This is a genomic window from Psychrobacter sp. 16-MNA-CIBAN-0192 (genome assembly GCF_040309565.1).
Lineage (GTDB): Bacteria > Pseudomonadota > Gammaproteobacteria > Pseudomonadales > Moraxellaceae > Psychrobacter.
The window spans coordinates 1-22,219 of the sequence record NZ_JBEOOX010000007.1; the positions used below are offsets into that span (position 1 = coordinate 1).

General features: G+C 42.3%; 17 protein-coding genes, 1 tRNA gene, 2 pseudogenes and 2 riboswitches. Of the genes and pseudogenes, 9 read left to right on the plus strand and 11 right to left on the minus strand.

The genetic code is table 11. The features are described 5' to 3' along the window. Positions 1 to 77 (plus strand) — tRNA-Asp (locus tag AAEY78_RS07415). A 154-nt stretch (positions 78 to 231) separates the two neighbouring features. Beyond that, positions 232 to 1,323, plus strand: a complete 1,092-nt coding sequence (locus AAEY78_RS07420) for an endonuclease domain-containing protein (protein ID WP_352338610.1) — start codon at positions 232 to 234, stop codon at positions 1,321 to 1,323. Positions 1,324 to 1,503: 180 nt separating this feature from the next. Here the strand turns inward: AAEY78_RS07420 and AAEY78_RS07425 are convergent, their stop codons facing one another. Next, positions 1,504 to 2,820 carry a lytic murein transglycosylase gene (locus tag AAEY78_RS07425; protein WP_502943719.1) on the minus strand — a complete coding sequence of 439 codons (1,317 nt, stop codon included), beginning with the start codon at positions 2,818 to 2,820 and terminating at the stop codon, positions 1,504 to 1,506. 294 nt (positions 2,821 to 3,114) lie between these two features. Next, positions 3,115 to 4,323 carry a globin domain-containing protein gene (locus AAEY78_RS07430; RefSeq protein ID WP_352338614.1) on the minus strand — a complete coding sequence of 403 codons (1,209 nt, stop codon included), beginning with the start codon at positions 4,321 to 4,323 and terminating at the stop codon, positions 3,115 to 3,117. 405 nt (positions 4,324 to 4,728) lie between these two features. Here AAEY78_RS07430 and AAEY78_RS15310 point away from each other — a divergent pair. Next, positions 4,729 to 5,214, plus strand: a pseudogene (locus AAEY78_RS15310) (glycine zipper domain-containing protein); the annotation flags it as partial. 54 nt (positions 5,215 to 5,268) lie between these two features. Further along, positions 5,269 to 5,454: pseudogene (locus AAEY78_RS07435) on the plus strand (glycine zipper domain-containing protein); the annotation flags it as partial. Between the two features lie 743 nt (positions 5,455 to 6,197). Here AAEY78_RS07435 and AAEY78_RS07445 read toward each other — a convergent pair. The 4 genes from AAEY78_RS07445 to AAEY78_RS07460 form a co-directional block, all read right to left on the minus strand. Continuing rightward, entirely contained in the window at positions 6,198 to 7,433 is a 1,236-nt protein-coding gene (locus AAEY78_RS07445; RefSeq protein ID WP_352338616.1) for a vWA domain-containing protein, read from the minus strand. A gap of 81 nt (positions 7,434 to 7,514) precedes the next feature. Then, complete coding sequence (locus AAEY78_RS07450; RefSeq protein ID WP_352338617.1) at positions 7,515 to 8,372, minus strand: AAA family ATPase; 858 nt, start codon at positions 8,370 to 8,372, stop codon at positions 7,515 to 7,517. A gap of 226 nt (positions 8,373 to 8,598) precedes the next feature. Beyond that, positions 8,599 to 9,516, minus strand: a complete 918-nt coding sequence (locus AAEY78_RS07455; protein ID WP_352338619.1) for a hypothetical protein — start codon at positions 9,514 to 9,516, stop codon at positions 8,599 to 8,601. Between the two features lie 236 nt (positions 9,517 to 9,752). Next, entirely contained in the window at positions 9,753 to 10,073 is a 321-nt protein-coding gene (locus AAEY78_RS07460) for a YcgL domain-containing protein (RefSeq protein WP_352338621.1), read from the minus strand. Positions 10,074 to 10,431: 358 nt separating this feature from the next. After that, positions 10,432 to 10,560, plus strand: a riboswitch (glycine riboswitch). Positions 10,561 to 10,616: 56 nt separating this feature from the next. Then, a riboswitch (glycine riboswitch) is annotated at positions 10,617 to 10,784 on the plus strand. Positions 10,785 to 10,954: 170 nt separating this feature from the next. Between AAEY78_RS07460 and gcvT the strand changes: the two genes are divergently transcribed. From gcvT to AAEY78_RS07485, 5 genes are all read left to right on the plus strand, one after another. Then, positions 10,955 to 12,115 carry a glycine cleavage system aminomethyltransferase GcvT gene (gene gcvT, locus AAEY78_RS07465; protein ID WP_352338622.1) on the plus strand — a complete coding sequence of 387 codons (1,161 nt, stop codon included), beginning with the start codon at positions 10,955 to 10,957 and terminating at the stop codon, positions 12,113 to 12,115. Between the two features lie 135 nt (positions 12,116 to 12,250). Then, positions 12,251 to 12,631, plus strand: a complete 381-nt coding sequence (gene gcvH / locus AAEY78_RS07470) for a glycine cleavage system protein GcvH (protein WP_352338624.1) — start codon at positions 12,251 to 12,253, stop codon at positions 12,629 to 12,631. Between the two features lie 459 nt (positions 12,632 to 13,090). Further along, positions 13,091 to 13,843, plus strand: a complete 753-nt coding sequence (locus AAEY78_RS07475) for a nitroreductase family protein (RefSeq protein ID WP_352338766.1) — start codon at positions 13,091 to 13,093, stop codon at positions 13,841 to 13,843. A gap of 129 nt (positions 13,844 to 13,972) precedes the next feature. Continuing rightward, the gene (gene gcvP, locus AAEY78_RS07480) at positions 13,973 to 16,870 is read left to right on the plus strand and encodes an aminomethyl-transferring glycine dehydrogenase (RefSeq protein WP_352338625.1); all 2,898 of its coding nucleotides are present in this window, start codon (positions 13,973 to 13,975) and stop codon (positions 16,868 to 16,870) included. Positions 16,871 to 17,012: 142 nt separating this feature from the next. Continuing rightward, on the plus strand, positions 17,013 to 17,687 hold the full coding sequence (locus tag AAEY78_RS07485; protein WP_352338626.1) for an esterase/lipase family protein: 675 nt from the start codon (positions 17,013 to 17,015) through the stop codon (positions 17,685 to 17,687). On the opposite strand, the gene AAEY78_RS07490 is transcribed toward AAEY78_RS07485, so the two are convergent. The 5 genes from AAEY78_RS07490 to AAEY78_RS07510 all read right to left on the minus strand — a co-directional run bounded on the left by AAEY78_RS07490 (position 17,677) and on the right by AAEY78_RS07510 (position 21,654). Further along, positions 17,677 to 18,987, minus strand: a complete 1,311-nt coding sequence (locus tag AAEY78_RS07490) for a ribonuclease D (RefSeq protein WP_352338628.1) — start codon at positions 18,985 to 18,987, stop codon at positions 17,677 to 17,679. The genes AAEY78_RS07485 and AAEY78_RS07490 overlap by 11 nt on opposite strands. A gap of 124 nt (positions 18,988 to 19,111) precedes the next feature. Beyond that, positions 19,112 to 19,705, minus strand: a complete 594-nt coding sequence (gene recR / locus AAEY78_RS07495; RefSeq protein ID WP_352338629.1) for a recombination mediator RecR — start codon at positions 19,703 to 19,705, stop codon at positions 19,112 to 19,114. Beyond that, entirely contained in the window at positions 19,686 to 19,853 is a 168-nt protein-coding gene (locus AAEY78_RS07500) for a hypothetical protein (protein WP_352338631.1), read from the minus strand. Before AAEY78_RS07500 ends, recR begins: the two co-directional genes overlap by 20 nt. Before the next feature lie 62 nt (positions 19,854 to 19,915). Next, on the minus strand, positions 19,916 to 20,245 hold the full coding sequence (locus AAEY78_RS07505) for a YbaB/EbfC family nucleoid-associated protein (RefSeq protein WP_352338633.1): 330 nt from the start codon (positions 20,243 to 20,245) through the stop codon (positions 19,916 to 19,918). Positions 20,246 to 20,361: 116 nt separating this feature from the next. Continuing rightward, positions 20,362 to 21,654, minus strand: coding sequence for an O-succinylhomoserine sulfhydrylase (locus tag AAEY78_RS07510; protein ID WP_352338634.1), 1,293 nt, complete (start codon positions 21,652 to 21,654; stop codon positions 20,362 to 20,364). Between the last annotated feature and the right edge of the window lie 565 nt (positions 21,655 to 22,219).

The following is a 22,219-nucleotide window of genomic DNA, read 5'->3' on the forward strand; positions in this document are numbered from 1 at the left end:
GCAGCGGTAGTTCAGTTGGTTAGAATACCGGCCTGTCACGCCGGGGGTCGCGGGTTCGAGTCCCGTCCGCTGCGCCATATTTAAAACTTAGTTAACTTTTTAAGTTTAAGCGAAGTTTCAGCCCCAAGTATTTATGTACTTGGGGTTTTTTTGTGTCTGTATGCTTTATTTAAAATATTCATTTATATAACGTATTTCCCATTAATATAAACTTATAACTAAAAGATAATTATGCCTATTATTAGTAATGATATTGAAAATAGACCTGAAGAATTACGGGGCTTACCACATTACAGTTGTTTACCTGAAAGAGCGTTTGAAATTGATCTCAAAGGAGCGATTGGAGAATTTCTAGCAAATGATATTTTTGATCTAGATGGTATTCAACCCATCGAAAATACAATAGTTGGACTCTCAAAAAAATTATTTAATAGTCTTCCTGTTATTGGAGTGAACCCTTCTGAAGAAGCTACTAAGTTTTATGAGGTTCGAGGAGATCAATTTCAAATGGTTAATATTGTCATTTGTTGTTATGGATTCGAAGAGGTAGATGGTCAACTTTATGGTTTACCCTATCATATATCTCTACGACCAGCTCAAAAAAGAGGTCAACCCTCAAGTATAGGAGTTGAATGGTTCAACAATATAAATCTTGAAAAAATTCTAGAAGGCTCTCCACGTTATATGGGATTTAATCCTTTTACTAACGCATTTGGCTTTTATACATCTGGAGACGTGCATTTGAATGGAGCCATATGTTCTGATGTTATCGGCTTCGTTTCTAATACGTATTTTTTAGCTAATAAATATGATAAAAATGATGTAGCATACCCTGGAATATGTACAAATCTACTAGGTGAAAACAGATCTGCTTGGAGTGATTATAGGAAGTTTCGTTTTTCTCGTTACTTCAAACCATTTACAAATATCACACCAGTAAAAATATGGGGTTGTGATTCGCCAATTGAACTATTTCTTTTACAAGCAATGAATAGCTTACATTTAAGACCAAAAATACAGATGATTATCTTTTCTGACGGAACACTGTTTCCTTCTTTACAGTCAATGTGGGAGAATGGAAAGAGGACAAAAACATTATCTAAGATGATATCTGAAGCTGATTTCTATTTTGAAGAGCAAAGGGTCGCTATATTTTGTGACTCTGTAGCGCATCACTCATCAAGCGAAGCGATAGCAAAAGACAATGTAATAGATCAAAAACTTGAAGAAATAGGTATACGTAGTATTCGTATATCAGGCTCAGATATTGTGGCTTCACCTTTAGAGTGTGCCAGAAGAATCCGCAACTTTATCAGAATATAAGTTTAACTCATTATTATCGTATTAAAATCTTAGATAATTCACAGTTTTAAAACAATCAGCGATTATTCTTTAATAAAAAAGCACCCAATATTGAGTGCTTTTTTTATTTTGTTATCTTAGATTACGATTTATCAGCTGCTGCCAATAGTCACTCGCAAAGAATGGCAAGGTTAAGTCATTTCACCATGCAGTCAACGATGTAGCACTGCGCTGAGTGATAAATCCATCCGGCGTTTGCCCATTATCTGCCTGCCAGCGCTGAAATGCTTTACGGGTATTGGTACCAATCACTCCGTCCGCGCCTTGAGTATCATAGCCTGCACGAGTTAAGCGTTGTTGCAAATTAGTCACTTGTGTGGTAGACAGCGGACGCTCATAGCGTGGCCACGATTGTTGCAGACCGCCTTGACGTGCAATGGCTTTACCCAACAAGCTCACACCAAGCGCATAGCTGTTCGAGTTGTTATACACCTTGATAGCATCAAAGTTTTTACTGAGTAATAGCGCAGGACCGTCTTTACCCGCAGGTAGCCACAGCTCCATCGGTGTATTCGCGTTTAATGAAACGTCAGCAATGGTATCAATACCCAGCGCTGCCCACTGAGCAACAGATTGCTTAGTGCCAACTGCATTATAATTAAAACCAGCAGGCAATCTGACTTCATAAAATGGCGCTAAGCCACGTACCCAACCGGCATTGCTCAAATAACTGGCCGTTGATGCCAAAGCATCTGCCGTTGACCATGGATTTTTATGTCCATTATTATCGCCATCAACCCCTTCTTTGAGCCAAGTTGTCGGTATAAATTGTGTCTGCCCCATGCCGCCTGCCCAAGAACCGTCAAGCTGTGACCATGATACATCACCGCGTTGCAACAGCGTGATTAACGACAACAGCTGAGACTCTGCAAAGGCTTGGCGACGACCATCATAAGCAAGGCTTGCTAGCGCACTGGGCAAATAGCTATTGCCTGTCACTACACCATATGCCGACTCCATACCCCAAATTGCCGCGATTATCTCAGCATTCACGCCATATCGTGATTCTAGCGTCGATAAATAAGCGCGCTGTTCCGCAAATTTACTGCGTCCTGTATTGACCCGTGCATCAGATACCGCAGAGTCTGCATAATCCCAAGGCATCTTAGAGAATTCAGGCTGCCCAGAATCCAATGAAATCACTTGTTGATTTAAAGATGCCGAACCCATTAATCGCTGAACATCTGAGCTATTGTAGCCCGATGCAATGGCACGCGTAGTAAAGTCTGCTTTCCAATCGGCAAAGCTACTGTAGCTTGCTTTTGGCGCTGGTGCGGGCTTTACCACCTTATTTGGCGGTACGATAACAGGCGCTGGTCGCACAATGGTTGTACTTTCAGTAACTTGCACATTGCCATGGCGCACCGGTTTATTCGTCTGCGTTTGGGTTGCACAACTGGCTAAAAACAGCACCGGTAACACAGCTGGCACTAAAGCAAAATGGCGCTTTATCGACATCATAAAAACCTCTAATCATAAAAGTAAGCAAAAAATAAGGCAAATTTATTACAAAGTTAGGCAAATAACAGGACTGATAGTGGTAAAGTCGAGGCTCAACCATGGCTAAGTTATTCATCTCTTAACCTATCAGCTGCACTGTTTCCATATAAAAAACACTGTAACAATAATCAGGGCTAAAGTCGACAGAACCTTTACAGCAAATACAGACATGAAAAAGGCAAAGTTATCGGATAACTTTGCCTTTTCAATATCATGATATTGTTTTAACGCGATTTAAATATTTAAAAATGACTAGCTTGCTTTGATATCCAAACTCATCTTTGGACCAAATGGCTCATAATGAACGTGATCACCGCTATGCTCAAGAACCGTTAAGCCCTCAATGATACACTCCATAAACGGCATAGAACCACAAACATAAATATCAGCCGGTTTTGGCAATGAAGCAAGCCAAGTCTGGTCTAATATCTGCCCTTTATCAAAATAGAAGATATGTTTTGCAACCGTTTCTGCGCGAGCAAGTAATGCAGTAACTTCAGCATTAAAAGCATGATGTTCCTCATTCTGACAGGCATATACCCAAATAATAGGACGTTGAGGATTGCTCGTGACTTGTTCTTCTAACATCGATAAAACGGGTGTTACCCCAACCCCTGCACTAATGAATACTAATGGTATCTCGTTTTGTTTCATAAGCTCTTTATCTAGAGCAAAATCACCAGCAGGCGCTGACAACCATAGCGAATCCCCAACTTGTAATTGGTCATGTAAATAATTAGACACTAAACCATGATGCGCGTTGCGGTTATCGCGTCTGACCGCAAACTGAATACCTGTATCCGTATTAGCAGAATATAGCGAATAATGACGTAAGGCGACATGTTCGCCGTCTTTAGGTTCAACCTTTACCGTAATATATTGCCCAGCGGTTAGCTTGAGCTTATTTAGGTCAATAGCTGACTTGTTATCTGCTGAGCCAGCATTAGCAGGAACTACCGTAAATGCGGCAATATCTGTTGCCGTTGCTACCTTTTCAGCGACTGTAAATTCGGCAAAACCATCCCACATCGCTTCTTCATACATGCCATGTTCAATCTGGATAAATATCGATGCAATCTCATCGTACGCTTCTGTCCACGCGGTAATAATATCGTCATTTGCCGCCTCGCCTAACACTTCTTTGATCGCGCCAATTAAATGCTTACCAACGATTGGATAATGCTCCGGCAAAATCTGTAAAGCACGGTGCTTATGACTGATTTGGGTCACTTGCGGCAATAAAACTGCTAAATGCTCAAGATGCTTAGCAGCTGCTAACACCGTGGTTGCCAATGCCGTTTGCTGGCGACCTAGCTTTTGATTGGTCTCATTAAAAATATCTAATAGTTCTGGATGCTCAGCGAACATATTTTTATAAAAAACGGTAGTAATTGCATTGCCGTGTTCCTCAAGTACAGGAACCGTTGCTTTTACGATTGCGAGTGTTTGTGCAGTAGCCATGATATGTCTCTTGTCGGGTGGATACAGGAATTAACGGATACTTATTAGGCGAAAATCACTAAACTCTATAAGCCACGTTATAAAATCGTCTTTTAGGGTCATTTAAAGTAAAAACTGCTATAAAGATTCATTTTAAATGAATGTTAACAGATTTTTTCCAAAATGCCAATATTTGCGTTGCTATTTATTTAACCTAATTGCAGTTTAGAGCTTACTTTCAGTTTATTGATAGGCGCTAATTAACATGAATAGCTATTTGGGCAATATCATTTACTCAACTACTGTAGAGTTATCATCTATTCACTACATACGAGGTTCGCGCTCTAAGATATAGTACCCAGCGACTCATCAGTGCTTTACCCTTTTCCATAACTCATACAATAATAGTCAGAAGGATTCCCGCTCATGAATAATACTAATCATAATATAAATAACCGTGTAAATGACAATGCCGACCCTATTACAGGCGAGCCAGGCTCACACCCAATCGGTACTGCCGTTGGTGGTACGGGCGGTGCCGCAGCAGGCGCGGCTATTGGTGCCATTGGTGGACCACTAGGTATGCTGATTGGTGGTGCTATTGGTGCTATCGTGGGCGGCGTCGCTGGTAGCTCAGTTGGTGAAATGTTAGATCCAACGGTTGAATATGACTATTGGCAAGAGGTGCATACTGATCGCCCTTATTATGTGGCAGATTATGACTACGAAACGGATTATCACCCTGCTTACGCCGTTGGTTATGCAACCCGCGCACAGTATCCAACTGCAGCGCGTTTTGAAGATTATGAATCTGAGCTTGAACAACGCTGGAATGAAGTTAAAGGCGCGTCACGTATGACTTGGCTACAAGCGAGAGGCGCGGTACGTGATGGTTGGGACAAAACTCATGCACGTATGAATGGTGAGGTTTATGAGCCAAAAGCTTATGCTCATCATGCTGGTCAGGGCGAGGACAAGCCGCATCCAGTAGCCACTGGTACTGGTGCTCTTGGTGGCGCAGCTGCTGGGGCGGCTGTCGGTACGGCAGTTGGTGGTCCAGTTGGTACCGTTATCGGCGGCGCTGTTGGGGCGATTGCTGGCAGTAAAGTTGGTCATGAGACTGGTGAGCTGGTTAACCCAACTGACAGTCAAGAAGCTCATGAAAAACCGCATCCTATCGCTAGCGGAACAGGCGCATTAGGCGGTGCAGCGGCAGGCGCGGCTGTCGGTACAGCCGTTGGTGGTCCAGTTGGTACCGTAATTGGCGGCTTAGCAGGTGCAGTTGCTGGTGGTGCTGGCGGTCAAGAAGTTGGTGAAGCTATTAACCCTACTGACCAAAATGAAGTACAACGCGAAGCCAATCCTGTGAGTAGTGGCACAGGTATGGTTGGCGGTGCAGCAGCAGGTGCCGCTATCGGCGCGGTAGGTGGTCCAGTTGGTTCAGTCGTCGGCGGTGCCGTTGGTGCAGTCGTTGGTGCTACAGCGGGTAACGCGGTTGCTAATGCCTTTGAAGGTAATATGGAAGAAGACACCTATTGGCGTACTCAGCATGTGACCACTGGTTATTATAATCCGCAATACGATTATGATACTGACTATCGTAATGCTTACGGTTATGGCTACGCACAGCGTAAACATTACGGTCACAATCAGTCGTTTGATGTGGTAGAGCAAGACTTGCAGCGTGATTGGGTAAATTCACGTGGTAACTCACGCTTAGAATGGGTAGATGCTAAGCATGCGGTACGTGATGCGTGGAATCGCCCTTTGGTGTAATGGATAATACTAAGGCACTACTTACCTTTTATAAATAACTAAAGCGTTATAAAAACAGCCTCTATTTGATATAGAGGCTGTTTTTTATTTTGATTTAAAACCCTAAAACCACGGCAATACTAGCGCGCCATATAATTGGTCATATCTTCTACGCCATGTAAGGTCATGGGATACATTTTATTATCAAACAGTTTTTTAATCTCAACGATGGTTTGAGTGTATTGCCAATAGCTAGGGTTTTCAGGATTGAGCCAAGCGACTTTATCAAAATGCGCCAGTACCCTTTTCAACCAGACAATACCAGCTTCGTTATTCATATATTCAACGCTACCACCGACCGTCATCAGCTCATAAGGCGACATTGAAGCATCTCCCACAAAGATAACGCGATACTCGCGCCCATATTTATTGAGCAGCTCAAAGGTTGGTATCGGTGCGTTATGACGACGGTTATTATCTTTCCAGACATAATCGTATAGGCAGTTATGAAAGTAAAAAAACTCTAAGGTTTTAAACTCATTTTTCGCCGCAGAAAATAGCTTTTCTAACGCTTCAACATGGGTATCCATACTGCCACCGACATCAAACAACATCAGTACTTTGACGCGGTTACGACGCTCAGCTTGCATGTGGATATCGAGCATGCCCTTTTTGGCAGTGCGTTTAATAGTTTCATGAATATCTAGCTCGTCAGCGCTACCTGTACGTGCAAATTGGCGTAGGTTACGCAGTGCCATCTGAATTTGGCGGGTGCCTAACTGACTGTCATCATCGAGATTGCGGTATTTCCGCTGCTCCCAAACTTTGGCAGCGCTGCGTTTGCGCGATTCACCGCCGACACGCACGCCCTCTGGATGATCGCCATAAGCACCAAATGGTGAGGTGCCACCGGTTCCAAGCCATTTACTACCGCCTTGATGACGCTCTTTTTGCTCCTTAAGACGCTCTTCAAGCGCTTTCATCAACTCTTCTAGCGAGCCGTATTTTTTTAGCAATCGGCGCTGCTCATCAGTTAGATTTTTTGGGTCGAGCTTTAAATCCAGCCATTCTTTTGGAACATCAGTCAATTTAGCCAACAGCTCATCCATATCAAGACTATCAACACCTTCAAAATAATCCGCCATTGCCCGATCAAACTTATCAAAATGGCGCTCGTCTTTGACCATACAAAGCCGAATCAACTGATACATATCTTCGCGACTGGCAAAGGTAGATAACTCGGCATCTTCCTGCTTTGATGAGAGAACTGGCTGCATCATCAGCCCTTGCTCAAGCGCCGCATTTAAGTCAAGCAGCTCACGCGTACTGACCGGCACGCCGTAAGTACGCAAGGTATAGAACAGTTTGATAAACATAAGAGTCGCATCACTTATTGGCTGATATGGTTAAGATTTAAACGTTTGCATAAGCTTCAATCTTCGCTGCAAAGCTTACACTTAGCGACGCATCATATTGGCAAAACGCTGTAATAAATTCACATCCGCTTCATTTTTAAGCAGCGCCCCATATAACGGTGGAATAGACTTTTCACCGCGCAAGTTCTCTTCTAATTCTGCTTGCGCCATGTCATCCGCCAATAATAGCGTTAGCCAATCGACCAATTCAGAGGTTGATGGTGGCTTTTTGAGTCCTTGGACATTGCGCAATTTATAAAAAATATCAAGCGCATCATTGACCAGTTTTTCTTGAATATTAGGAAAATGCACCTCAATGATTTGGCGCATGGTTTCCTCTTCAGGGAAATCAATATAGTGGAAGAAACAGCGACGCAAAAACGCATCTGGCAACTCTTTTTCATTGTTTGAGGTGATAATCACCACAGGGCGTTGCTCAGCGGTGATGGTCTCGCCCGTCTCATAGACATAAAACGACATCTTATCCAGCTCATGTAGCAAATCATTGGGGAACTCAATATCAGCCTTATCAATCTCGTCAATCAATAATACACTACGCTCTTTACTGGTAAAAGCATCCCACAATTTACCCGGCTTGATATAATTGCCAATCTCATAGACTTTGTCATCGCCCATTTGCGAGTCACGCAAACGCGATACCGCATCATACTCGTACAAACCTTGCTCTGCCTTGGTAGTCGATTTGATATGCCACGTAATCAGCGGCATACCTAAACTCTCGGCAACTTCTTCTGCCAGTAAGGTCTTGCCCGTACCCGGCTCGCCCTTAATTAATAACGGCTTTTGTAACGTCATCGCCGCATTGACTGCCAATTGCAAATCATCAGTAGCAATATAGCTTTGCGTGCCGGTGAATTTTTTGGTTTTTTTATCAGTCATAATATAATCTCGGTTATTGTTTTATAGTAAAAAGAATTTATAAAAGGTTAAATGGCAAGTTAGTAAATACTGTATTTAGATTAGCATAGCCGCTTTGTTTGCCAAAATACTCATGCGTTCGCAGATATTTCTCATATAAAAAAAGACACCTTGAGGTGTCTTTTTTATTTATCTCATTTCATTAAAAAAATTAGAAATAAGTGGTTATTAGCTTAACCAATAAAATTTACTTTAGGTCTTTTACCGTCTCATTTTTGGCATCAGAATGGGGTAAAATACTGTTATCAGCGTCAACGACAATAGCATCGCTAACGTCCTCTTTATCTACTATGCTATCTTTATTATTATTGGTTTTAACTGTTTTTTTACTATAAAAACCCTCAATTTTAGGTTTTTTAGGTGTATCTACAGCTGCTTTATCATTGGCAACTGTTTTTTCAGTGACAGGATGCTTAATAGCAATACCTTTAGGTGCGATAGGTTCAGTAGCGACAGCTTTAGAAACGTCATGCTTAAGCACTTTATGCAAACTCACCTGAGTGGCGCTAGACTCATCTTTATTTGACTCAGGCTTTGAGCTGTTGACTGGCATGAATATTGGAGTAATAGGTGCTTCAATCGACTGAGTGTCAACCTCTTCATGTTCAGCAATATAGTTGCCACCTGCTAATTGAAAGTTGGCTTCATTATCTAGCGCCATGCGTCGACGAGCTTCTTCCAAACTTGATTCAAATGCTCCGCGTATCAGCTGCCAAACAAAGCCAATAAACAAACCCACAACCAGTACCACTAAAATAGGCAAGCTATTACTTACCGCCGCCGCGATATCTTTCATCATCACGGCATACACCACACTGATACTTGCCGGTGCAATAGTACTTGGGTCACTAAGTGCTGTACCGGGCGCAAATAGCACGGCAAACAATATCACCCAACTGATACCGCCGAGTGGTTTTGGTAGTACACGGGCAACCAAAACCCATAATGCCAACACCACAATACCGCCACCAACATAGGCATACGTTGGTAAATCAGTAGGCGGAACCCCTTTTACCATTTGGCTCCACCAGATAACAATCTCACCGAGAATGTCACTGATTTTTTCTAGCGGTAAGCTTTGTAAGATACTTTTTAACCAGTCCATGCGTATTTAGATACCTGCGTTATAATTCATACGTCAAGCTCACCAAATCCTATCCGTTGCTACCATAATGACTAAGTAGTAACGCTGATAATAGAGAACGGTAAACTTGTACGTTTAATAATTGTCTAGTTTATCACGACTTTATAGCAAAATGCATCATACAGCCTTTTTTATGCCTACTATACTTATATATCTAATACACCTATATCTAATACACTTAAGTTAGCATTTTGGCTTTAGTGATATTTGCTATCTTGTGCCTCAAGTGCGCGCAGTTCAGCTTGTTTACGCATTACATCTTGTGGTGGCATCTGCACAAAATATCCTTGCGTATTTAGCTTAGCGATTACCTCATCCTTATCAACACGCGCCAATGCCTGAGTAGCATTTAAATCTAAATGCATCACAAATTTACTCACGCCTAAACTGGCACGAAATTCTTTTGGTAACACACCCAGCCAATCCTTAATTTCGTCAGTATCATTTGGATAATCAGGACGCGCAATATAAACGTACATATCATCATGTTTGGGAAATTTATAAATATCACAATGCATAAAGTAAAACCTGTCAGTGGCTCAAGAATTAAAGATTATCATCAATAGATAATAATAAGCTAGCGTAGCATAATTTGCTGCGATATCAGTAGTGGCTTTACGTATTAGCCGCCTATGTACCATGATAAATGCCCAAATCTTTAGCTATCATAATCTTTAGCTATTATAATCTTTAGCTATTATAATCTTTAGCTATTATAAATTTTTTATAGCAGGTTTTTATAGCCAATATCGAGCGCCTAATTGAGACCGTAGCATCACCTTTGAGTCTTATCGTTGGAATTAAGAATCCGCCCTAGTAAGTACATTTTAATCGGTTTGATGGCTTGTAAAACAATCGTGAACGTTTCATAATAAAAGCGTTTTTTCAGGAGAGCGTTTTATAGCAAAGCTGAGTGCGTATTAGCCCTCGTTACTATTTGTTATAACACCACCGAAGGCGCATACACCCTGCCAATCGCTCAGGTAAAAGGACTGAAAAAACACATGCATTCGGGTTTATTGATATCGCGCTGTTTGGCGTATTGCGCTTTAAACCTGAGGCATAACAAATCTGGAGAGCGGTAAAGACAGACGATGTTTTACCCACCGAAGGGGAGAAAACGTGTTGCCAATTAATATTAGCGAACAGAGTTATGCTTAATAAGTAACTGAGTTAGATAATATTGGGTAAGCGTTGAAAATCTCAGGTCACAGGACAGATGGGGCTTTTCCTTCAACAGGCGTATGGCGTTTGTTTGGCTTACGGCTTTATTTTTTTTGTGTTACCCTTTATCGCAATCGTTGCACGGTGCAATTTTGCTCTTCACGCTATCATGGCTTACTTAAGTTAAGTGTGCACTTAACTTAAAATTTGTCAGGCGTACTTTTAAGGATTTGTTATGACCGATACTAATAATCAAGCCCCTCAGCGCACCCCTCTTTATCAGTCTCACGTCGATAGTGAAGGTAAATTGGTTGATTTCTCTGGTTGGGAATTGCCTATTCATTATGGCTCACAGATTGATGAGCACGAAGCGGTGCGTACTGATGCCGGCATGTTTGATGTCTCACATATGGTTATTGTGGATGTTAAAGGGGCGGATAGTAAAGTATGGCTACAAAAGCTACTCGCTAATGATGTCAATAAACTAAAAGTAGTGGGTAAAGCCCTTTATTCTCCAATGTTAAATGAAGATGGCGGTATCATCGATGATTTGATTGTGTATTTATCAAATACTGATGAAACTGAATATCGTATCGTGTCTAACGCAGGAACCCGCGATAAAGATATGGCGCATTTCGAAAAAGTAGCAGCAGACTTTGACCTTACTTTAAATGAGCGTAATGATTTAGCGATGCTTGCCGTGCAAGGTCCTAAAGCCGTTGAAAAATTAGCTCAAGCCAAATCCAACTGGGCAAAGACGTTAGAGAAAATCACGCCATTTGTTGGTGCTGACTTAGCTGATATTGAAGCACCAAATTGGTTCGTTGCCCGTACCGGTTATACGGGTGAAGATGGTGTTGAAGTCATTCTACCTGCTGACGATGCGGCTGAATTTTTTGCATTGCTAAAAGAGCACGGCATCAAGCCTGCTGGTCTTGGCGCACGTGATACTCTACGTATGGAAGCTGGCATGAACCTATATGGTCATGATATGGATGAAACCATCAGCCCTTATGATTGTAATATGGCGTGGACGTTGGCACTAAAAGATGAGCGCGACTTTATTGGTCGTGATGCTTTGGTTAGCAAACGCAAAGACGCTAAAGAAAACAACACTGCTATGAAGCAAGTGGGTCTATTGCTCACCAGCCGTGGCGTGTTACGTGAAGGTATGGAAGTGACTATCAATCAAGGGACAGATAACGAGCAAAAAGGCGTTATTACCAGTGGTACGTTCTCCCCTAGTCTCAAAAACTCTATTGCCATCGCCCGCGTTCCTGATAGCTTATCTGATGACGATAACGTACAAATTGATTTGCGCGGTAAAGGCAAATTTGTTGATGTTCGTGTTCTTAAGCTGCCGTTTGTGCGTAATGGCAAACAGCAATTCGCCTAATTCTTATCTTGACTACCCGTCATGAATAGTATTTGATTGGTGGTTAATTAAATTGTTGATTAGCCACTACTGACAACTCGCTGTATTTTTATATCTTGTCTCTTTTATTTTTAACCGTCCTGAAAGGAACTTCTCATGAGCAATATCCCAGCAGAATTAAAATACATCGCCAGCCACGAATGGTTACGCTTAGAAGACGATGGTACTATCACTGTCGGTATTACTGAGCACGCGCAAGACTTACTTGGCGATGTCGTTTTTGTTGAGTTACCAGAAGTTGGTGCTAACATCACCGTTGACGAAGAAATTGCAGTTGTTGAGTCTGTAAAAGCGGCTTCTGACGTTTATGCCCCTATTTCAGGCGAAGTAATCGCTATCAATGAAAACCTTGAAGATGAGCCTGAAACCATCAACTCAGACCCATATGGCGAAGGCTGGTTGTACAAAATGAAAGCAACCAATCTTGAAGATTATGAAAGCTTACTCAGTGCTGAAGAGTACGAAAACGAGTTATAATTTTTATTATAGCTTTAGCATTAGTAGTATCGATAGTTATGCTTTATAGATAAATAGTTAATCAGGCAGATATCAGCACATCGTTGATATCTGCTTTTACACTATCATTACCGTGTTAAAATACTGGTGATAGGTTATTGCTATTCAATATGATGTGAAAGATTAGAGAGCAACAGCTGTGCTATTATTAGTAAAAGTTGCTTTGTCTCTCTTTATTAAATGTCTTTAATATAGCTCATGTATATTTTGGATATATCACATTATTAATCTCATTCAAAACAACTAATCACTTACTGCTAGCATTTATGTTAATCAGCAGTTTGTTGTTTAGTTCTGGAGTCCTGTGTGAAATCAGCGGATACTCATACCAGTTTTCATAGTGTAACTGATAACCCTACTTCGCAGACTACTGAAGATAATGTCAACAGCAATGGTAATATCTCTAGTGACCAAACTGTCATGGGTCAGAATGAATCAGACAGTTTAATGACACCAACGCATACCCCCCACTTACAAGCGTTTCGTCAAGTGGTGGAATCTCGTCGTTCGGTACGTCGCTTTACCAATACTCCCATCCCTGACGCGGTACTTGAAGACTGCTTACGTTTGGCGATGATGGCACCAAATTCCAGCAATTTGCAGCCTTGGGAATTTTATGTGTTTGATAGTGCCGATAAACGCAAACACGCGGTTAAAAACTGCATGAATCAGAACGCTGCTAAAACCGCAGTGCGCTTAATAGCCGTTGTGGCACGCACAGACAATTGGCATGCGCACGCTCAGCAAATCTTGCAGGAATATCCGGATACGCCAGTACCCAAAAAGGTTAAAAGTTATTACGCTAAGCTTGTACCAATGGATTTCTTACGCGGTCCAATGAATGTGCTCTCTGTAGCAAAATGGGGCGCAACTCAAGCCATCAGGCAGGTAAAAGGTCCGATTAAATCACCTTATTACACCTTTGAAGATGTTAAAAATTGGGCGACCAATAATACCGCGCTTGCTGCCGAAAACTTAATGTTAGCCTTGCGCGCTTATGGTTTTGATAGTTGTCCAATGGGCGGCTTTGATGAACCTGCGATGAAGCGGCTGTTAAATTTAGGTAAGGATCACCATATTGTTATGATGATTGGTGCTGGTGAACGCGCTGATAATGGTATTTACGAGACGCAATTTCGTTTTAATCAGGCGCAGTTTGTGCATCATGTTTAATCAGCCATATCTATTGAAATCATACCCATCTGCTACAAGCTATGTATGCACGTTATACGCTTAACTCATTTTTATCGTGAATTTTTATTTTCTTTATTGCTTGTACTATAAACCCTAACAAGGATTATTATGTCTACTTCTCAAAATCCAACCCTTGACACGTTCAAAGGTTTATTTAATGAATCTGAATTCGTTTATCGCCATTTAGGCTCTAACGGTGACAAACAAGCCGATATGCTCAAAGAAATCGGTTATGACGATATGGCAAGCTTTATTAACGCAACTGTTCCTGATGCCGTTCGTCTCAAAAAAGAAATCGATTTGCCACTAGCGATGAGTGAGCATACTGCACTTGCTAAATTACGTACTATGGCAGACAAAATTACGGTTAATAAAAGCTATATCGGTCAAGGCTATGCTCCTGTACGCATGCCTGCCGTTATTCAGCGTAATGTGCTTGAAAATCCAGGCTGGTATACTGCTTATACCCCTTACCAAGCTGAAATTGCGCAAGGTCGCCTTGAAGCATTGCTTAACTTCCAACAAGTTTGTATTGACCTAACTGGTCTTGAGCTTGCTGGCGCATCTCTACTTGACGAAGCAACTGCTGCTGCTGAAGCCATGGCAATGTCAAAGCGCATGAGCAAAAGTAAGTCTGATCAGTTCTTCGTTGATGAACGCGTTTATCCGCAAACACTAGACGTTATCCGTACCCGCGCCAAATATTTTGGTTGGGACGTTATCGTTGGTGATTTTGACTTAGCAAAATCTGGTGACTATTTTGGTGCCTTATTCCAATACGTTGGTGAAGAAGGCGACGTTAAAGATTTAACCGATGTTATTGCTGCGGTTAAGAAAAATAAAACCTATACGTCAGTTGTCAGCGATATCATGAGCTTGGTGTTGTTAAAATCACCTGCTGATATGGGCGCAGACATAGCGCTTGGTAGCACGCAGCGCTTTGGTATTCCAATGGGCTTTGGTGGTCCACATGCTGCCTACTTTGCATTTTCTGATAAAGCAAAACGTTCCGCACCGGGTCGTATTATTGGGGTATCAAAAGATTCACAAGGCAATACCGCGTTACGTATGGCATTGCAAACTCGTGAACAGCATATCCGCCGCGAAAAAGCCAACTCTAACATTTGTACCTCGCAAGTATTGCTTGCCAATCTTGCCGGTATGTATGCCGTTTATCATGGTCCAACGGGCGTAAAACGCATTGCGACTCGCATTCATGCCTTTGCAACCGCGTTTGCTGACGTTATCAAAAACGCTGGCGATAATAACTTAAATGTCGTTCATGACCAGTTCTTTGATAGTGTCGTTGTTGATTGTGGTTCAGAGAAATTGGCAACCCAAATCTTTGAAAACGCTGACAATGTTGGTTATAACTTATGGCGTTTGGGCGAGACTAAAATCAGCGTTGCCTTTAGTGAAACCAGTGATCAAAATGACTTTAATGTATTAACGCAATTGTTTGTTAATAAGTCACATGACTTGCCAGAAGCTGCGACTGTTTCACTTGATGCTGAGCATTTACGTACTGATGCCATTCTAACGCATCCTGTCTTTAACTCGCATCACACTGAACATGAAATGCTACGTTATTTAAAGTCGCTTGAAGATAAAGATTTGGCGATGAACCGTAGTATGATTGCACTTGGCAGCTGTACTATGAAGCTGAATGCAACCAGCGAGATGCTACCTATCACATGGCCTGAATTTGCAAACGTGCATCCTTTTGCACCGGTCAGTCAAGTACCCGGCTATATCGAAATGATTGATGGTTTGCAAGAACAACTAAAAGCCATTACTGGTTTTGATGATGTGTCGATGCAGCCAAACTCAGGTGCCTCTGGTGAATATGCCGGTCTGTTAGCCATTCGCCGTTATCATGAGTCATTGGGCGAAACGAATCGTGATGTCTGCTTGATTCCACAGTCGGCGCACGGTACGAATCCTGCAACGGCGATGATGATGGGCATGAAAGTTGTGGTGGTCAGAACCGATGACAATGGTAACGTTGATATCGCTGACTTAACCTCTAAATGCGAAGAGCATAGCGACAATCTTGGTGCCTTGATGATTACTTATCCATCAACGCATGGTGTATTTGAAGAAGGTATCCGTAAAATTTGTGACCTTATTCATAGTCATGGCGGTCAGGTATATATGGATGGCGCGAACATGAATGCACAGGTTGCGATTATGCAACCGGCTGACGTTGGTGCTGACGTACTACATATGAACCTGCACAAAACCTTCTGTATCCCACATGGTGGCGGTGGTCCAGGTATGGGTCCTATCGGTATGCAAGCGCATTTGGCACCATTTATGGCAAATCATAAATTGTTCCCTGTGCATAATGCTCAAAAAGATTGCTCAGCAGTATCAGCAGCGCCTTATGGTTCTGCGAGCATCTTACCGATTTCATGGATGTATATCGCCATGATGGGTCGTGATGGTTTGCTTAAATCAACCAACCTTGCGCTATTAAATGCCAACTACGTGGCAGCGAAACTAAAAGACGACTACCCGGTTCTATATGCTGGCAAACAAGGTCACGTGGCGCACGAATGTATCATCGATATTCGCCCACTCAAAGAAGAGACAGGCATTACTGAAACTGATATCGCCAAACGTCTAATGGATTATGGCTTCCATGCGCCAACCATGAGTTTCCCAGTAGCCGGAACGTTAATGATTGAGCCAACTGAGTCTGAATCGAAAGAAGAGATTGATCGCTTTATCGATGCGCTAAAATCTATCAAAGCCGAAGCGTTAAAAGCAAAAGCTGGTACAGATGGTTGGACGCTTGAGAATAACCCATTAGTGAATGCGCCGCATACTGCTGCAATGATTACTGATGGCGAGTGGGCTTATCCATATAGTCGTGAAGTAGCGGCATTCCCATTATCGTACATCCGCAACAACAAGTTCTGGCCAAGTGTTGCTCGTGTTGATGATGTGTATGGTGATAAAAACTTGATGTGTTCTTGCCCAAGCATCGAAAACTATATGTAGTCTTTAGGCAAATACTTTTAAACTGTACATACTATAAACCGCCAAGTCAGCAGCTGATTTGGCGGTTTTTTATGGCTCATAAATCCTAAAATCTCATGCTACAATCAGATAAAACCTCATAAAATACATTTTGGACTCTCTTATGCCGCAACAAAACCCAGTTATTTTGCTCCACGGTTTGCACCACGCACCGTTTATTATGCGTCCTTTGGCTAAAAAATTACAAGCAAAAGGTTTTGATACCCATCAATACGGTTATCGTAGTATGCGTGATGGTATTAAGATAAATAGTACACGTCTAAACAGGTGGCTTGAGAAGCACTATAATCCTGAGCAGCCAATAGATTTGGTCGGTCATAGCTTGGGTGGACTGATTATTCGGGATTTTATTGTTGACTATCCACAGTGGCAGATTGGACGTTGCGTGACGCTGGGAACGCCGCACTTAGGTAGTGTGTGCGCGGATTATATCTCGCAGCTTGCCCCTGTTGTTGTGGGGCGCTCGTATAAGGACGCATTGGATGGGACTGTTGCGCCGTTACCTGAACATATTACCCTTGGGATAATCGCTGGCAATCAGCCATTTGGCTTGGGACAATTTGTGTTGCGTTATCATAATCGTAAATTACGCCAACAAAACAGTCCCCTATTAGATGATTATCTGATCCATGACGGCACGGTATATTTAAGAGAAACACAGCTTGAATCTGCCGCTGATCATTTAATTTTGCCTGTATCGCATACCGGTATGTTAATGGATGCGACAGTTGCTGAGCAAACCGCATATTTTTTAACCAACGGTACTTTTAAACGTTAATGCCCATGCCTTGTTGCAGCTCAATTTTATGCGCTTCAATCACTGGAATTAAGGTTTGCGTGACCCACTGATAACGCCAGCCTTGCAAGCCTTCTGGCAACTCGCTTAAGCCTTTATCAAAGGCAATCACTTCATATAATTGACTCAGCCATTTCTTACGCATAAGCACACTTTCAGGCACCCCAATTTGCTTGGCATGTTTTGCGATTGCTGCTTCTACAGCTTTTGAGAGGATTTTATTTTTTGAGCGGTATGGCGGCAACAGACAATCAGGACATTCTGCCAACGTCAGCGTTTTTGCATCATTAATAACCTTGAGAAGCTCTTCACCATACAGACGGAGCATACTGCGATGCATGGTGGTTTTATGAGCAAGCTCACGCATATTGCTGGGCTTTTCAGTAATAATCTCGCGTACGGCTTGTTTTTTAATGACAAAGGTGCGTGGCTGATTGGTTGAGCGTGCCAGCGCTTCACGCCATGTCGCCACTGCCTGCAAGATTGCCATTTGCTGTGAATTATAGCGATAATCTGCCATGGTCAAATACATGGCGTCATCTTCAACATGCTGAGCATTGTACAATTCCTGCGCATACAATTGGCAATCTGCCCACACATAATCATACAATCCTTGTGCCTTTAACGCCTGCTCAAGCGTTAAATATAACGCTGGTAAAAAGCGCACATCATCAATCGCATATTGCTCTTGCTCATCGGATAATGGACGCTGTAACCAATCAGACTGGCTGTGCTCCTTATCAATGTGCATATCCAACTGCTCATCTAATGCCTGCTGATAACCCATTTGTAATTGACTGGTTAAATAAGACAGCGCAATTTGCGTATCAAAAATATTGGTTAGTGGTGGGCAGCCAGATAATAAGTAAAAAATCCCTAAGTCTTCCCCGCAAGCATGCCAAATCGCCACATCTACTTGAATAAGCGCTTGCCATAAGTCTGCTAGTTGTAGCTTTGGCGCATCGATTAAATAAATATGCGCGCCGGTATTAATTTGCACCAATGCCAAGCGGGGATAATAGGTATCACGTTTAATAAATTCGGTATCTAACGCTACGCGCCCGCAATGCTCTAAAGCTGCAATCACCTCATCAAGCTGATATTGCTCTTTTATCCAACTGACTGGCACCTCATCTGCGGCATCTAGCAGTGCATCGATATCAATCTCTGCTGCGTCAATGATGGTAGATAAGGCAGCCGAGGACTGAGTATTGGCAAGCGTAGAAGGCTGGTCAACAGTCAAGTTATTATCAATAGAATGGGCAGTACAAAGGTCAGACACGGGCAGATACCTGCATAAATAGGAAATTAAAAGGATGGAAATAAGGAAGTATATGAATAAAGAAGCTTAACGCCAAATTATAGCAATATCACTCTATAAAAGTGCAACTAATAGAAAGTTAGCGTTATAAAAATGAGCGATTTTGCAATGCTTGCCCCAAGGTCATGCTATCAAGATATTCAAGCTCACCGCCCATTGGTACTCCTTGCGCCAAACGTGTCACTTTACGGACATGGCGGCTGACCGCTTCACTGATAAAATGGGCAGTCGTTTGACCTTCAACCGTGGTTCCTGTTGCCAATATCAGCTCATCAATTGGCTCTTGGGTCACGCGCCATACCAATTGAGCAATATTTAAGTCATCAGCGTTGATACCATCAATTGGTGATAAATGCCCGCCAAGCACAAAATAGCGCCCACGATAACCCGCTGTTTGCTCAATCGCCATCACATCAGCAGCCGTTTCAACCACACACAATATACTATCATCACGCCGTGGATCTTGGCATAACGGACAGATATGATCATCACTAAAACTATGACAGCGCTGACATTCCACAATATCACGCATCGCCTCATCCAGCGCTTGAGCCAGCGCGATACCTTGCGGGCGTTTTTTGGTGAGTAAATGAAGTGCCATACGCTGGGCGCTTTTTTGACCAACACCCGGTAAAATACGCAGCTGTTTGACGAGCTGATCAAATTTGGCTGTAAGCAAAATAACTTCCTTTATAGGTCGCATAATTTTTAGATTCTAGTGCCATATTACTAATACCTGCATTAAGCTCAGGATGGATAATATTTGCCATAAAATCTAAAATCGTACCTATAAAAATGGGGTCATATCCGATAGATAACAACCCCATTCTTTGTATCAATATGACCTAATTAGTCATTGTTAACACCTAAAACAAAACTCAAAAACGTCTTAGAATAAACCTTGCATACCTGGTGGTAGACCCATGCCTGACGTCGCGCCAGCCATCGTTTGCTCATACAATTCATCCGCTTGACGTACAGCATCATTGATTGCTGCAGCAATCAAATCTTCAATCATATCCGGCTCATCTTCTAACAAGCTAGGATCAATACTTAAACGCTTAACCACATGGCGACCAGTCATTGTGACTTTTACTAAGCCACTACCAGATTCTGCGTGTACTTCTTTATTAGCCAAATCTTTTTTTGCTGATTCCACGTTGGCTTCAACTTTCTTTTGCATGGTTTGAGCTTGTTGCATTAATGCCTGAATATTCATAATAATCTCTTATAAGGAAGTTAAAATATAAAAATAGTACAGTAAAAATCAATAATGTTAAGTATAAAGATGTTAAGTGTGACATATAAATACGAGCTGTGATTATACCGATAACTTTACAAGCTGTCTAAACCGCGTGCCAAATCTTGGATAATATCTTCAACATCTTCTAAGCCAATAGATAAGCGAATAAGCCCATCTTCAACGCCCGCTTGCGCCCGTTCTTGGGCGGATAAGCGGAAATGCGTGGTAGTCGCTGGATGAGTAATGGTGGTTTTGGCATCGCCTAGATTATTGGTAATAGAAACCATACGGGTAGCATCAATGACGTGCCAAGCCGCCGATTTTGGATCAAGTTCGCCTTTACCTTTTACTTCAAAGCCCATAATTGCGCCAAAGCCGTTTTTCATATGGTGCTGTCGCTTAGTCAATTCATGCGATGGATGATCGGTCAATCCTGAGAAATGGACGCGGCTGACATTAGAATGGTTAACCAAAAACTGGGCGACTTGATTGGCATTAGCACAATGTGCTTGCATCCGCAATTTGAGCGTCTCAAGTCCTTTGGTAAATACCCACGCATTAAATGGGCTCATGCTGATACCGCCTGAACGCACAACGGTGAATGCCTCTTGCATCAGCGTATCACTACCAACCAACGCGCCGCCAAGTACGCGACCTTGACCATCGAGATATTTAGTCGCTGAATGAATCACGATATCCGCGCCCAAATCTAACGGACGCTGTAGCGCTGGCGTACCAAAGCAATTGTCCACTACCAATAAAATACCATTGGCTTTACACAGCTGACTTAAAAATTCAATATCACAAATTTGCGCTAACGGGTTGCTTGGGCTTTCACAGTAGATAACTTTGGTATTAGGCTGGACAGCATTTGCCCAAGCATCATTATCAAAGCAATCAACATAGCTGATTTCAACCTCGTATTTCGCCATATAGTTATTAAATAAACCAATGGATGAGCCAAATAATTGGTTTGCCGCCAACAGATGGTCGCCCGCCTTGAGATACGCTAAGCACATGGTCAAAATCGCGCCCATACCTGAGGCAGTTGCAACCGCACGTTCGCCATTCTCAAGCGCAGCCAAACGTCGCTCAAAGGTGCGGACGCTTGGGTTGGTATGACGCGAGTAGACATTGCCAGTTTTGGTGCCGTCAAAATGGGCAGCGGCATCTGCAGCAGATTTATAGACATATGAGCTGGTCGTAAAGATTGGCTCAGAGTGCTCGCCCTCATCAGTACGATGCTGCCCTGCACGCACGGCGATGGTTTGCATACCATAATCGAGCCCTAAATCTAGGGCATCAGAACGCCAGTTGGGATCTAATCCTTCGTCTACCTTGTTCTCAGATAAAATATTGTCTTCCTGCACTTGCGACTGACTCATAACGATTCCGTTGTTATTAATGTTAAGTTATTAGTGATGATATTGATTGTATTAAATGATAGTTACAAAAGGTGTGCCATATATCATAATTATTAGGTTTTATTAGTACACTCTTTAAACTTTGGTGACTTTAAACTTTAGTGAATACTATTCTAGTTGTTTTACTATAAACTTGTTATATTTGCTTTTAAATTGGGTTCTCTAACCGATTTTTTAATCTCAGTTATGATATCACGCCCCATTATTTTGAACACCTGCTACGCGCTCTTTTTATATGATATATAAATGGCAACTAAGAATAGGTAAAGGAACAGGCAGAGGCAGAGGCAAAGGTTTAGAATGAAGCTTATATGTATAACCTAGCTAAGAAAAGTAACGTATTTTTGATAGGCAGACCTCGTTACACCTGCTAAGCTTAGCACCCGATACCAGTACCACTAAATAATGAAGACTCTGAGCTATCAGTGCTGCTACATTCTTATTATTGCAAACCTATTTTAGACCGTTTTTACGCTAGAGCATTTCTATTGTAAACACCCATTAAGCCTATAAAGGTCATCCGCCG

Coding starts and splice junctions, on each gene's coding strand:
- gcvH (WP_352338624.1), top strand. CDS start 12,251: ATGAGCAATATCCCAGCAGAATTAAAATACATCGCCAGCCACGAATGG.
- AAEY78_RS07485 (WP_352338626.1), top strand. CDS start 17,013: ATGCCGCAACAAAACCCAGTTATTTTGCTCCACGGTTTGCACCACGCA.
- gcvT (WP_352338622.1), top strand. CDS start 10,955: ATGACCGATACTAATAATCAAGCCCCTCAGCGCACCCCTCTTTATCAG.
- AAEY78_RS07420 (WP_352338610.1), top strand. CDS start 232: ATGCCTATTATTAGTAATGATATTGAAAATAGACCTGAAGAATTACGG.
- AAEY78_RS07505 (WP_352338633.1), bottom strand. CDS start 20,245: ATGAATATTCAGGCATTAATGCAACAAGCTCAAACCATGCAAAAGAAA.
- AAEY78_RS07450 (WP_352338617.1), bottom strand. CDS start 8,372: ATGACTGATAAAAAAACCAAAAAATTCACCGGCACGCAAAGCTATATT.
- AAEY78_RS07445 (WP_352338616.1), bottom strand. CDS start 7,433: ATGTTTATCAAACTGTTCTATACCTTGCGTACTTACGGCGTGCCGGTC.
- AAEY78_RS07430 (WP_352338614.1), bottom strand. CDS start 4,323: ATGGCTACTGCACAAACACTCGCAATCGTAAAAGCAACGGTTCCTGTA.
- gcvP (WP_352338625.1), top strand. CDS start 13,973: ATGTCTACTTCTCAAAATCCAACCCTTGACACGTTCAAAGGTTTATTT.
- AAEY78_RS07475 (WP_352338766.1), top strand. CDS start 13,091: ATGGGTCAGAATGAATCAGACAGTTTAATGACACCAACGCATACCCCC.
- AAEY78_RS07500 (WP_352338631.1), bottom strand. CDS start 19,853: ATGGGGTTGTTATCTATCGGATATGACCCCATTTTTATAGGTACGATT.
- AAEY78_RS07425 (WP_502943719.1), bottom strand. CDS start 2,820: ATGTCGATAAAGCGCCATTTTGCTTTAGTGCCAGCTGTGTTACCGGTG.
- AAEY78_RS07510 (WP_352338634.1), bottom strand. CDS start 21,654: ATGAGTCAGTCGCAAGTGCAGGAAGACAATATTTTATCTGAGAACAAG.
- AAEY78_RS07455 (WP_352338619.1), bottom strand. CDS start 9,516: ATGGACTGGTTAAAAAGTATCTTACAAAGCTTACCGCTAGAAAAAATC.
- AAEY78_RS07460 (WP_352338621.1), bottom strand. CDS start 10,073: ATGCATTGTGATATTTATAAATTTCCCAAACATGATGATATGTACGTT.